The organism is Microcoleus sp. EPA2, from assembly GCA_020882975.1.
GTDB lineage: Bacteria > Cyanobacteriota > Cyanobacteriia > Cyanobacteriales > Microcoleaceae > Microcoleus.
Genome location: JAHRFD010000027.1, coordinates 32,661 through 44,543 on the forward strand (window position 1 = coordinate 32,661; position 11,883 = coordinate 44,543).

Annotated in this window: 11 protein-coding genes; 4 read left to right on the top strand and 7 right to left on the bottom strand. The window is 45.2% G+C overall.

The genetic code is table 11. The features are described from left to right. Positions 1 to 58: 58 nt before the first annotated feature. Positions 59 to 919, bottom strand: coding sequence for a 16S rRNA (cytidine(1402)-2'-O)-methyltransferase (rsmI, locus tag AAFP14_RS20790; protein ID WP_341734111.1), 861 nt, complete (start codon positions 917 to 919; stop codon positions 59 to 61). Between the two features lie 49 nt (positions 920 to 968). On the opposite strand from rsmI, the gene AAFP14_RS20795 reads away from it, so the two are divergent. From AAFP14_RS20795 to AAFP14_RS20805, 3 genes are all read left to right on the top strand, one after another. Continuing rightward, positions 969 to 1,826, top strand: a complete 858-nt coding sequence (locus AAFP14_RS20795; RefSeq protein ID WP_341734112.1) for a PfkB family carbohydrate kinase — start codon at positions 969 to 971, stop codon at positions 1,824 to 1,826. 559 nt (positions 1,827 to 2,385) lie between these two features. Further along, on the top strand, positions 2,386 to 3,510 hold the full coding sequence (locus tag AAFP14_RS20800; RefSeq protein ID WP_341734113.1) for a cupin-like domain-containing protein: 1,125 nt from the start codon (positions 2,386 to 2,388) through the stop codon (positions 3,508 to 3,510). A 193-nt stretch (positions 3,511 to 3,703) separates the two neighbouring features. Beyond that, the gene (locus tag AAFP14_RS20805; protein ID WP_341734114.1) at positions 3,704 to 4,582 is read left to right on the top strand and encodes a 3'(2'),5'-bisphosphate nucleotidase CysQ family protein; all 879 of its coding nucleotides are present in this window, start codon (positions 3,704 to 3,706) and stop codon (positions 4,580 to 4,582) included. Positions 4,583 to 4,685: 103 nt separating this feature from the next. On the opposite strand, the gene xseB is transcribed toward AAFP14_RS20805, so the two are convergent. Both xseB and xseA read right to left on the bottom strand, forming a co-directional pair. Next, the gene (gene xseB, locus AAFP14_RS20810) at positions 4,686 to 4,913 is read right to left on the bottom strand and encodes an exodeoxyribonuclease VII small subunit (RefSeq protein ID WP_341734115.1); all 228 of its coding nucleotides are present in this window, start codon (positions 4,911 to 4,913) and stop codon (positions 4,686 to 4,688) included. After that, positions 4,910 to 6,079 (bottom strand): exodeoxyribonuclease VII large subunit, encoded by a 1,170-nt coding sequence (xseA, locus tag AAFP14_RS20815; protein WP_341734116.1) that lies wholly within the window; start codon positions 6,077 to 6,079, stop codon positions 4,910 to 4,912. Before xseA ends, xseB begins: the two co-directional genes overlap by 4 nt. Before the next feature lie 78 nt (positions 6,080 to 6,157). On the opposite strand from xseA, the gene AAFP14_RS20820 reads away from it, so the two are divergent. Continuing rightward, entirely contained in the window at positions 6,158 to 6,892 is a 735-nt protein-coding gene (locus AAFP14_RS20820; protein ID WP_341734117.1) for a hypothetical protein, read from the top strand. A gap of 221 nt (positions 6,893 to 7,113) precedes the next feature. Here AAFP14_RS20820 and gmk read toward each other — a convergent pair whose 3' ends face one another. From gmk to AAFP14_RS20840, 4 genes are all read right to left on the bottom strand, one after another. After that, entirely contained in the window at positions 7,114 to 7,671 is a 558-nt protein-coding gene (gmk, locus tag AAFP14_RS20825) for a guanylate kinase (RefSeq protein ID WP_341734118.1), read from the bottom strand. Positions 7,672 to 7,750: 79 nt separating this feature from the next. Continuing rightward, complete coding sequence (gene remA, locus AAFP14_RS20830; protein WP_340518650.1) at positions 7,751 to 8,017, bottom strand: extracellular matrix/biofilm regulator RemA; 267 nt, start codon at positions 8,015 to 8,017, stop codon at positions 7,751 to 7,753. Between the two features lie 461 nt (positions 8,018 to 8,478). Next, positions 8,479 to 10,581 carry a M3 family metallopeptidase gene (locus tag AAFP14_RS20835; protein WP_341734119.1) on the bottom strand — a complete coding sequence of 701 codons (2,103 nt, stop codon included), beginning with the start codon at positions 10,579 to 10,581 and terminating at the stop codon, positions 8,479 to 8,481. A 173-nt stretch (positions 10,582 to 10,754) separates the two neighbouring features. After that, positions 10,755 to 11,573, bottom strand: a complete 819-nt coding sequence (locus tag AAFP14_RS20840; protein ID WP_341734120.1) for an MlaD/PqiB family protein — start codon at positions 11,571 to 11,573, stop codon at positions 10,755 to 10,757. Between the last annotated feature and the right edge of the window lie 310 nt (positions 11,574 to 11,883).

Below are 11,883 nucleotides of genomic sequence, written 5' to 3' on the forward strand. Positions count from 1 at the left end.
TGGCTTTTTTTATTTAACCACAGAGGGCGCAGAGGGCGCAGAGGGGAGGAAGGGATGTTTATTCTGATTGGTTGTCGTCTAGTGTGAGGGCGAGTTGGTAGATTTGGCGGCGGGGGAGGGATGTTTGTTGGGCTAGTTGGCGGCTGGCTTGGGAACGGCTTATTCCTTCTTTGATTAATGTTTGTAATTCGGCTTTGATGGCATCTTCTGAGAATACTGGGGCTGCTGTTTGGATGCCGCCGATGATGAGGGTAAATTCTCCTTTGGGTTCATTATTTGTGTAAAGTTCGATCGCACTTTCTACACTACCACGCCAAAACTCTTCGTGCATTTTGGTCAATTCCCTCGCCAGTACAATCTGTCTGTCACTTCCCAGACTATTTGCTAAATCTTGTAAAGTTTGTCGCAATCGGTGGGGAGATTCGTATAAGATAATGGTGCGGGATTCTATTTGCAAAGCTTCTAAACTTTGTTGGCGTTCTTGACCTTTCGCGGGCAAGAAACCTTCAAATACAAATCTGTCGGTGGGTAATCCTGATGCACTTATTCCTACTATGCAAGCGCAGGCTCCGGGAATGGGGATGATGTTAATGTTAGCATCAGCGCAAGCTTTGACTAACTCGGAACCCGGATCGGAAATTCCGGGCATTCCAGCATCTGTAACTAGGGCGATATCTTTGCCTAAAAGCAGTTTGTCGATGAGTTCGGGAAGTCGTTGATGTCGGTTATGTTCGTGATAGCTGATTTGGGGAGTTTTGATTTGGAAATGTTGCAAAAGTTTACCTGTATGGCGGGTATCTTCGGCGGCAATCAAGTCTGCTGCTTGCAAAATTTTGATGGCGCGAAATGTCATGTCTTCGAGGTTGCCGATCGGGGTTCCGACGATGTAAAGTGTTCCTGTATGGGGATTTGCTTGCATTTTAAGATGTAGATTTTTTCACCGCAGATAAACGCGGATTAACGCAGATATGAAAACGGGATTATTTTTGGGATTGGGGACGTTGGATTTAATTTATTTAGCCCAGCAGCCTCCTGGTGAAAATCAAAAAGTTGTTGCTTCCGATTGTACCATTGCTGCGGGTGGGCCGGCGGCGAATGCTGCGGTGACTTTTGGTTATTTGGGGAATAGGGCGATATGGGCTGGGGTTTTGGGCACTCATGCGATCGCCCAATTAATTAAAAATGACCTGGCTGAGTATAATGTGAGCATAATCGATTTAGGACTGAGGCGATCGGACCCACCGCCAGTTTCTTCAATTATTGTAACTCAAGGAACCGGAGAGCGATCGGTAATCTCGATGAATGCTACAAAATCCCAGGTTGACACTCAAACAATTAACCCCGATATTTTAACATCAGTTAATATTGTCCTGATAGACGGACACCAAATATTAGCCAGCACACAAATTGCTAAAATTGCCAAGTCCCAGAACATCCCAATGGTACTCGACGGAGGCAGTTGGAAACCAGGATTAGACGAAATATTACCATTTATCGAATGGGCTATATGCTCCGATAATTTTCATCCACCCAACTGCTACAACCCAGAAGAAGTGTTTGCTTATTTATCAGCAGCCGGAATTCCAAATATTGCCATCACTCGTGGCGAAAAACCAATTTTATACCTCAACAATGGTAACTATGGCAGTCTAGAAATACCTCAAATTCAAGCCACAGACACTTTAGGTGCAGGCGATATTTTTCACGGAGCTTTTTGTCACTACATTCTGCAAAAAAACTTTACAGACAGTCTCAGCGCAGCCGCCAAAATCGCTGGGGATTCCTGCCAACAATTCGGAACCCGTAGCTGGATAAAAAATAGTTAATCTTCAAATAAAACTTACCAAAACATCCGGGAAAAACCACTCCCCGCCAGAAAACTTGAACAGACAACACTCCCTAAGTTAAAATCATAAAAACAACCCCGACAAAAATTCTAAACTTCATCCCAATCTTCCTTCGCGCCCTTTGCGCCTTCGCGGTTCGCTAAAATAGCTATACTTATTCCCAAAACAACATACCAAAATCATGAAAAAAATGTAAACTTCATCCCAATCTTCCTACCCTTCGGGAACCCCTGCGGGGAACGCGCCCTTTGCGCCTTCGCGGTTCGCTAAAATAGCTATACTTAGTCCCAAAACAACATACCCGAATCATGAAAAAATTCTAAACTTCATCCCAATCTTCCTTCGCGCCCTTTGCACCTTCGCGGTTCGCTAAAATAGCTATACTTAGTCCCAAAACAACATACCAAAATCATGAAAAAATTCTAAACTTCATCCCAATCTTCCTACCCTTCGGGAACCCCTGCGGGGAACGCGCCCTTTGCGCCTTCGCGGTTCGCTAAAATAGCTATACTTAGTCCCAAAACAACATACCAAAATCATGCCTGATACCCAACCCCTAACCATCACACTTCCCCCTTTGCGGATTACCATGACTGACCAACAGCAGGTTAATCTAGAATGGCTGACGCAAAACCTGCAAAATCTACTTACTCCAAGCAAAAAAGAAGTACCCGACAACATGAGACAGTGGGTAGCAGCCAACAAATTATTAAATAAACCCGACGCCGAAATCATTCAAGCCCTAGTAAGTACCGGTATAGATGCAGAAACAGCCACAGCAGAAGTTCGGGAAATATCCTCTCACCCCTACTTCCAAGCAGGTAATCAATACGTGCAGTTATTGCAGAAATTAGAATCGCAACTTAGCATTAACAATCAATTAGCATCCCTGTCTGCGAAATACGGGACAATCGAACGCAAGAGCAGCCTTTCGCGAGAATATTTTCTAGAAAATTACTACGCCAAAAATACGCCAGTAATTATTACCAACATCATGCACAATTGGAAGGCGTTGCAGTTGTGGACCCCGGAGTATTTGCAGCAAAAATACGGCGATGCAGAGGTGCAAATTCAGGCCAACCGGAACTCAGACCCGGATTACGAAATTAAGATCGAAAATCACAAAAAAACTGTATTATTCCGCGAATACGTGGATATGGTGGTCAATGGTGGCCCCACCAATGACTGCTACATGGTGGCTAACAACCAAACTCTGGAAAGAGCGGAATTCAAACCTCTATTTAATGACATCGAAATTTTCCCAGAATACTTAAATCCTGCGGAAACAAGCGGCAGAGTTTTCTTTTGGTTCGGTCCAAAAGGTACGATTACGCCCTTACACCATGACCCAGTTAATTTAATTTTAGCGCAAGTGTCGGGTCGAAAATTAATTAAATTAATTTGTCCCCAACAAACACCTCTGCTTTACAATCATGTGGGTGTTTTTAGTAAGGTTGATGGCGAAAATCCCGATTATGAAAAGTATCCTCTTTATAGACAGGCGAAAATTATTGAAGTGATTTTGGAACCTGGAGAAGCTATCTTTATTCCTGTGGGTTGGTGGCATCATGTAAAATCTTTGGATGTGAGTATTTCAGTCTCTTTTACTAATTTTGTATTTCCCAATTATTATGAGTGGAAATATCCTCATATTAATTGGTAATTTTCAGGGGCGGGCAGGGAGCACCGCCCCTACAGAAGTTCTCTCGTTACTAGGAAGAGCCTGGTAACGTATATCTAGAGGCTCTGCCTCGGATTATATTAACAGGAAGAAGGAGGCAGAGCCTCCGGGTAGGCATTCCCAGCCAGACCCTGGGAACGAGTATGATTAAGCTAATATTAGGGGAAGTTTGAGGATGAAAAATCTCGAAGAATTAAGCGAAATTGTGCGATCGATCGCCTGGGGTGCATCAGATATCCTACAATCCTATTATCGCCAGGATTCCCAGACTCCAAACCTCGACATCCAAGAACAAAAAGATGGGCCAGTCACCGCCGCCGATGTCGCTGTCAATGCTTACATTCTCGCTGAATTACAATCAGCTTTAGGGAATGCAGAATTTGGGTATCTTAGCGAAGAAACTTACAAAGCTTATTTAGAAATTCACGGGCAAATTCCCTTACCTCAAAGTTGGGTTTGGATTATTGACCCTTTAGATGGAACGCGGGATTTTATTGATAGGACAGGGGAATTTGCAGTTCATATTGCTTTAGCATACCAGGGAAGACCTGTTTTGTCAGTGGTGGCTTGGCCGGAACAACAAAAGATTTATTACGCGATCAAAGATGCTGGTGCTTTTGTGGAAAGTCGAGATGGTTCTAGGGTAAAGTTGCAGGTTTCTGGGCGCAATCTAGTACGAGATTTATCGATAGTAACCAGTCGGAGTCACCGGGACGATCGCTTTAATAAATTATTGCATAAACTGCCTTGTCAAAATCAACTAGCTGTTGGTAGCATCGGCTGTAAAGTGGCGACTATTGTGGAACAAAGGGCTGATGTGTATATTGCGCTGTCGGGAAAGTCTGCGCCTAAAGATTGGGATTTGGCGGCGCCGGAATTGATTTTGACGGAAGCGGGCGGCCGATTTACTCGTTTTGACGGTTCTGCTTTGCAATATAACCGGGGAGATGTGAGTCAGTGGGGGGGATTGTTGGCTAGTAACGGTTGCTGTCACGCTGCTTTGTGTGGGGAAGCTGAGGCGATTTTAGCAGGGATAGATGAAAGTTTGAAATAATTTGGTGGGGACTTTTGTACTGTTTCTTAAGTCCCTAGGGAAATTGGTGTCACGGGAAGTCAGGAGATATTTGCATTGAATTTTGGTAGATTATGAAGAACTCCTAAAAATCTATTTCATCTTCTAAAATCTCGATCGACAAATCCATTTTCTCCTTTCCCCGCGCCAAAAAATTTTCGCACTCCTGCAAATACTCGACAGCTACCGAAAATTCCTCGAAAACCTGTTCCAGAGGCAATTCTCCCGATTCCACTCGCTCAATTATTGCTTCTATGCGATCGACTGTTTCTTCATAATTCCAGTCTGACTGGCGCAAGGGCGAATTAATCATAACTTTTCTGTCGCATCCAATATTTCTACAATCTTAACTTTCACCACGCCCCGACTCAATTTCAGCGTCAATTCCTCTCCCAACACTAAACCCTCGGTGCTACGGACGATCGTACCATCACTTTGGATCGCCGCTGCGTAACCCCTTTCCAAAACCGCTGCGGGATTTAAGGCGGATAACTTTTGTTGCAACACTTCCAATTTACCACTGGCTTGCTGCAAAGTTCGGGATGTTACAGGTAAACGCTTTAATCGATTTTGCAGTAGTTGTAAATGCTTTTCTTCTTTTTGGAATCTGGATCTGACAACCTGTGCTAAATTGACGACTCGCTGTCGATGTTGGAAGTAAATATCGGCTAAATTAGGTACTGCTTGTTCAGCCGCAGCCGTCGGAGTGTGAGCTCGCTTGTCGGCCACTAAATCAGCGAGAGATTCATCTCTTTCGTGGCCGATGCCAGTTATAATCGGAATCGCACAATTGCCGATCGCCCTTACCACTCGCTCATCATTAAAACAGGCCAAATCTTCCGCAGCACCCCCACCCCGCCCTAAAACGATCACATCAGCCCTACCATCCAATTCTACCCGGGCGATCGCCCTAACAATCTCAGCAGGAGCTGATTCTCCCTGCACCGCTGTGGGCGATAACAACACCTGCAAACGCGGATATCTTTGAGTTAGGGTGCGCTGAATGTCCCCCCAAGCTGCACTGGTATCGGATGTTACCACTGCCACAATTTTTGGGTGTGCCGGGAGTGGGCGTTTGTTAGCGGGAGAGAACAAACCCTCAGCATCCAAGCGCGATCGTAATTGTTCCAATCGCAAGGCTTGTAAGCCTTCCCCGGCGGGTAGGGATTGGGAAACATTCAACTGGTACTCGCCGCGAGTTTTGTAAACCCGGAGGCTTCCCAATACCAGTAATTGCGCTCCTTTTTTGGGTTTCTCTAGTAATTTTGGCCGCTGAGATTTCCAGACTACGCAGCGAATAGCAGCGCTTTTGTCGGCATCGCAGAGGGTGAAATAGGTGCCGCTGGGGTGTTCGGAAACGCTGGCTACCTCCCCTGTAACCCACAGGGATTGCAAGCGCCGATCGCCCTCTAACAAGTCTTGGAGGTAAGATGTTAGTAGAGCAACAGATAAAGCTTTGTCGGAAATAGTTGAAGTCATCGACCGTCGTAACGAAAGGCAAATCTAGGCTAATATATCTAAGGTGATTTATTCGACTTGTTTGGAAATAATATATTAATGATATCAGTTTCTATGACTTCCATGAATATGTTGCGCCAAGAGGCGGAGGCGATCGGTATTACTGAGGAAGAAGCCAGAAAATATGGCAACATTCGACACAGAAGAACTTGGTCTCTGGCGATCGAACATCACCTCTCGATACAATCCGAAGCCGATCGCATTCCACCATCTTTCACCACTGGCGAACCCAATTCCTCCTTTCCATCCACAGACTCTAGACAGAACGAGCATCGGCAAGATTTAAAGGATTACGGCATTCAACTAACTGCAAATCTAGGGGAATCTGGACCTAGAATAGCACAGCAAACAGCACCAATGATTGCGGCCAAACAGCCAGCAGAACATTCGGTGCCGCGCAGCAAATCCATCCACCACCTCAAGCAAGCTCGAAGTTTTGACCAAGTAGTTCAAAATCACATTAAAGCCTTAAAAACAGCATCAGATACTCGCACAAATTCGCCACATTTATCGAGCGGCAATTGGGTTTGTCCTGAGTGTGGCCCCCAAGCCGGAATTAGCTGTCACCTTTGTGCAGGTACCGGAAATATCACTGACATTGCAGCCATTGGATGGACCCTAGCTTATATGGAAATGTTGGGTTGTTCCGCCCGCGAAATAGAACCAATCAGGAGATTATTCCCGGAATCAAATATACTGGAATTGAATTTAAAAATTTGTCTCGCCATCAAACAAAGTACCGAAGTTTTAGCCCGCACTGAAAAATGGTTATAGAAGAGGGAAGAAGGAAGAAGGAAGAAGGAAGAGGGCCATTCGACCCTTGGATTAGGCTCACGCGCACCGCAAAGCTGACTGAAGCGGGTCATATCAATTCCGGTTGTATCGGAATGATTAAACCACAGAGAACACAGAGGACACAGAGAAAGAGAAGAGAGAAATAATAATTCCGATGTCAACGGATTTGACATCAGTCCGAGGTCCGAGGGAAGAAACAGTCAACATTCAACAGTCAAAACAGATTCCAGCCCTTTTAAAGCAACTTCCAAATCATCATTAATAACTTGAAAATCAAATTCTCCGGCAGCTTCAATTTCTGCTTTAGCCCGTAACAACCGACGGGTAATCGCACTTTCAGAATCTAAACCCCGACTCCGCAGACGGCGTTCCAATTCTTCCCAAGAAGGAGGTAAAATAAAAATTCGCAGCGCCTCTGGAAACTTATCTCTAATTTGTCTAGCACCTTCAAGCTCAATTTCTAGCAATACCAACTTACCCGCTTCGATACCCCGCTGGAGAGCAAAATAGGGAGTACCGTAAAAATTACCCGCAAACTCAGCCCATTCAACCAATTCTCCAGCCTCAACCATTTCTTCAAAGCGACTGCGACTGACAAAATAGTAGTGTTGTCCGTCAATTTCTCCTTGACGGGGCTCACGAGTTGTCACCGATACAGAGAGATGAAGTTCGGGATGGCGCATGAGGAGCGATCGAACTAAGGTGCCTTTCCCCACACCGCTAGGCCCTGTCAGAACAATTAATTTCCCTGATTTCATGTTGACAATAGAAACTTTGAACAATTTAAGTTGTCGCTCAGTCTAGACTGTAGGCGCTCAAATTGCAACCGTCACAAGCTCAATCATCCCGACTTTGGCCCTCCTTGCTCACCACAAAGCGATTAGCCACGGTTTCCGGCTGAATCGCCGAGAGAATCACATGGCTTGAATCCGTAATAATAACCGCCCTCGTGCGACGTCCATAGGTAGCATCCACCAGTTGTCCTCGCTCCCGCGCATCGGTAATAATTCGTTTAATTGGCGCTGACTCTGGGCTGACAATCGCAATCACTCGATTAGCAGACACAATATTACCAAAACCGATATTAATTAATTGAATATCCATGAAAAGCTAAATGTATAGGTGAACGATCGACTGTTATTCCTGATTTATCATCATATATAAAAATATTGTTTTTTTACCACTTTCAAACTCAGTTCAAATATTTTTTTAGTTCTCGACTCCCGGAGTCATTCGCTCGCAAACTGATTGACCGGAAACAACCCAAATCCCCATCAGTAGTAGTTCCGGCTGTTTATGAAAACTTTAAGAAATAGCAGCTATTTTGCCCGATATCTGAAAAATCTTGTAAAGTTTTCGATTTATAGTTGCCAATAAAAGCATTATCTGTATTCAAACAAAATCCACTTTACATGAAAAACTATCAACCCCTATTTTTAAGTAGAATTACATACTTAATTCCACAAATACTCCATGGATAATAACCGTAATAATACTGATACGACAAAACCCGGTTTCTGACAGAAACCGGGTTATTTGTCCCCTATGGGTATGTCCTGAGTGGATTAAGCCGCCACTAAACCGCTATGTCTTAACAAAGCTTTAGTGCTCGGTTCCCGTCCCCGGAAACTTTTAAATACTTCCATCGGGTGCAAACTGCCACCCAATCCTAATACTGTATCGCGGAAGCGTTTGCCTGTAGAGGCGATCGCCATTTCATCCTCCAAACCCGCTTCCTCAAAGGCCGCAAAAGCATCAGCACTAAGCACTTCCGCCCATTTATAACTGTAATAACCGGCCGCATAGCCACCCGCAAAAATGTGTCCGAAAGCGCACAAAAATGCGTCCTCTTCCAGAGGAGGTAAAACAGTAGTATTTTTAGCAATCCGGTTGCGGACATCAATCACAGTTTCGTTACCTCCCGGCTGGTAGCGGTGGTGCAATTCGATATCAACACTGCTAAAATGTACTTGTCTGAGCATGGCACTACCACTCATGTAATGACGCGCTGCTAACAGCTTTTGGTAATAATGTTCCGGCAAAGTTTCCCCAGTTTCATAATGCTTTGCCATCCCGAACAACGTAGCGCGATCGTAACACCAATTTTCCATAAATTGACTGGGCAACTCCACAGCATCCCACTCAACATTATTAATGCCAGATGCTCCCGCATAATCGACCTTGGTCAACATATGCTGCAAACCGTGACCGAATTCGTGGAACAAAGTTTCTACTTCCAAGAAAGTCATTAAACTCGGTTTACCATCCACGGGCGGACTTTGGTTGCAAACCAAATATGCCACCGGTAAGCGCGTCTTAGTAACACCCGCTTCCACAAAGGAAGCCCGGACCACGCACTCGTTCATCCAAGCACCGCCACGCTTTTCTTCTGGGCGATTGTAGGCATCTAAATAGAAATAGGCGATCGCATTTCCTGATTCATCATTTATTTGGAAATAACGCACATCTTTGTTCCACACAGGAGCTTGACCGTCCGCAGCAATTACTGTCACGCCGAACAGTCGTTTGACTAATCCAAATAACCCCTCCAATACCTGTGGCAAAGCAAAATAAGGACGTAATTCTTCAGCACTAAAAGCAAACATTTCTTCCCGTCGCCGTTCCGACCAAAAAGTGACATCCCAGTGCTTCAATTTCCCAGATTCCAGTCCGCCTTTTGCCTCCGCAAAAGCCTGCAATTCTTCTAAATCTTTAACCGCAGCATTGTAACTAGAGAGGCGCAATTCTTCTAATAAAGCTTCTACTGCTGCAACGTTGGGAGCCATTTTGCTCGCCAAACTCAATTCTGCATAACTACTGAAACCCAGCAAAGCAGCTTGTTCCTGGCGTAGTGCTAAAATGCGATCGGTCAAGGGCCAGTTATTCAATTCCCCACTAGAAGCGCGGCTAATAAAAGCTTTGTACAATTTTTCCCGCAAATCAGCGCGGGTGCTGTGCTGCATGAAAGGGCCGTAACTGGGAAAGTCTAAAGTAATGCGCCAAGGGCCATTTTCAGCATCAGCATTTTCTGCGCCGGCGCTGCGAGCAACTTGGGCTGCCAAACTCAACAAACTGGGAGGTAAACCATCAATTTCATCTTTGTTGGTGAGGGTGAGACTAAAGGCTTTGGTAGCGTCGAGAACGTGATTGGAAAATAGAGTAGTAGCTTCTGCTAATTCTAATTGAATGGCATTAAAACGCTCTTTTTTTTCACCTTCTAAACCGACACCAGAGAGTTCGGCATCTCGGATAGCAGCTTCTACAATTCGCTGTTGAGCAGACTCCAGGCTATCCCAACTTTCGCTGGCGCGCAGTGCTTTAAAAGCTTCGTAAAGAGGCTTACTTTGACTGAGCTTGCTCCAAAATTTTACTACTTGTGGCTGTACAGTTTCGTGAGCCGATCGCAATTCCGGGCTATTTTTCACCCCCATCAAATGTCCGACAATACCCCAAGTCCAATTTAAACGCTCTCCGAGTTCCTGTAGAGGTTCTACTAGGCCACTCCAAGTCGGCTTGACAGAGACTTCTAAAGCAGTCAGTTCTGCTTCTAGTTGCGGCAGCAGGTGGGCGATCGCAGGGACAATGTGTTCGGGCGCGATCGCTTCAAAAGGAGGCAATCCTTTGCCAATTAGTAACGGATTTTCCGTAATCGTGACGGTTTCAGTCATTTAATTTTGTGGTGAGAGGTTAAAAACTTTGGAACTAGACAGGTTAGCTTTTAATTGTGTAACACAGATAGCATAATCCTGTCTTCATCTCACTGCAATCTCCCTCTGCGTTCTCTGCGTCCTCTGCGGTTAAATCATTCCGATCCAACCGGAAACGACACTACTAACTTTTACTAAGTATTCTGCAACTGCTTCACCACAGAAATTAACCGCTTGAGGTGGGGTTTAACAACTTCTTGATGTTCCTGTTCCAAATTGTCGATTTGCGCCTTGACGAGGGATAAATCTCCCGATTGTTGTGCTTGAGCCTGCACTTGGCTTTGGAGATTGGCAATTACTTTCTGGATTTCTAAAAATCGAGTATTGACTCCTTCCCAGTCATCTTGGGTAATGGAAGTTTCTCCCAATAGTTGAGTCAGGCTTTGCAAATCCTCAATCGCCTGTTCAACTGCTTCGAGATTTGTCGGTGATCCCACGGATAAATCTTGGAGTTGTTCTCTCACCTGGTGGCGGACATCTAGGACAGCGGAGGCGACAATTTCCTGTAAAGAAGCTACCGACTGTCCCAAGCTCAGCAACTGCTGCTCAATATTGATCGAATCCTCAAAACTTTCGGGCCGTGGTAGTGCAGACATTTGCTGGCGGAGTGATTCTATATCTGCGGACAACTGATTACGGACTTTGAGAATTACCGTCGCCGCAGTTTTCTCGACTTTGTTTACAGACTTTTGCACTGTAGCAATTTCCGAGTATTGATCGAGCCGCACTTGCTGCTCAAATCGATAACGGTTGGCAACATTCAGCGACAAAGCTAAAGTTAGGGGTGCCACACCATAAAAAGCTTGACCCGACAGGGCCACGGCTAGGGAACCGACACCAGAGGCTGCGAGGGAGGCGTATTCTGCCAACTCCAGCCAGTGTCTTTGAGGGGCTGTTTGTCTCAACTGCTTAGAGGCTGAGGGGTTTGGCTGCCGCAGGACTCTTTGGGTCATAGTATCTTCTCGTTGTTGGTAAGGTTGCGAGATTGGGTGGAGCATCGATGGTTATCCTTTTTAAAACTATATTTCTTAGATTATTTCCTGCCACTCTTAATATTTTCACCTGAGCGAGTCAGTTAAAGATGGCTTGCATATTATGATATGTCTAGTGTATTTAGCGGTTTGTGGCGATCGGCCTCCTTCGCGCCCCTATTCTACAGGATTTTGCGCGTAAGTCCTAGTCAACATCGATTGCCCGTCCCAAATTTATGGTAATAATTGACCGATGAACTCAGAAAAACCCGGAATTGGCGATCGGCTCCAG

Bases quoted from the DNA above. Each gene is read 5' to 3' on its own strand.
- rsmI (WP_341734111.1), bottom strand. From the start codon at position 919: ATGCAAGCAAATCCCCATACAGGAACACTTTACATCGTCGGAACCCCG.
- AAFP14_RS20795 (WP_341734112.1), top strand. From the start codon at position 969: ATGAAAACGGGATTATTTTTGGGATTGGGGACGTTGGATTTAATTTAT.
- AAFP14_RS20800 (WP_341734113.1), top strand. From the start codon at position 2,386: ATGCCTGATACCCAACCCCTAACCATCACACTTCCCCCTTTGCGGATT.
- AAFP14_RS20805 (WP_341734114.1), top strand. From the start codon at position 3,704: ATGAAAAATCTCGAAGAATTAAGCGAAATTGTGCGATCGATCGCCTGG.
- xseB (WP_341734115.1), bottom strand. From the start codon at position 4,913: ATGATTAATTCGCCCTTGCGCCAGTCAGACTGGAATTATGAAGAAACA.
- xseA (WP_341734116.1), bottom strand. From the start codon at position 6,079: ATGACTTCAACTATTTCCGACAAAGCTTTATCTGTTGCTCTACTAACA.
- AAFP14_RS20820 (WP_341734117.1), top strand. From the start codon at position 6,158: ATGATATCAGTTTCTATGACTTCCATGAATATGTTGCGCCAAGAGGCG.
- gmk (WP_341734118.1), bottom strand. From the start codon at position 7,671: ATGAAATCAGGGAAATTAATTGTTCTGACAGGGCCTAGCGGTGTGGGG.
- remA (WP_340518650.1), bottom strand. From the start codon at position 8,017: ATGGATATTCAATTAATTAATATCGGTTTTGGTAATATTGTGTCTGCT.
- AAFP14_RS20835 (WP_341734119.1), bottom strand. From the start codon at position 10,581: ATGACTGAAACCGTCACGATTACGGAAAATCCGTTACTAATTGGCAAA.
- AAFP14_RS20840 (WP_341734120.1), bottom strand. From the start codon at position 11,573: ATGACCCAAAGAGTCCTGCGGCAGCCAAACCCCTCAGCCTCTAAGCAG.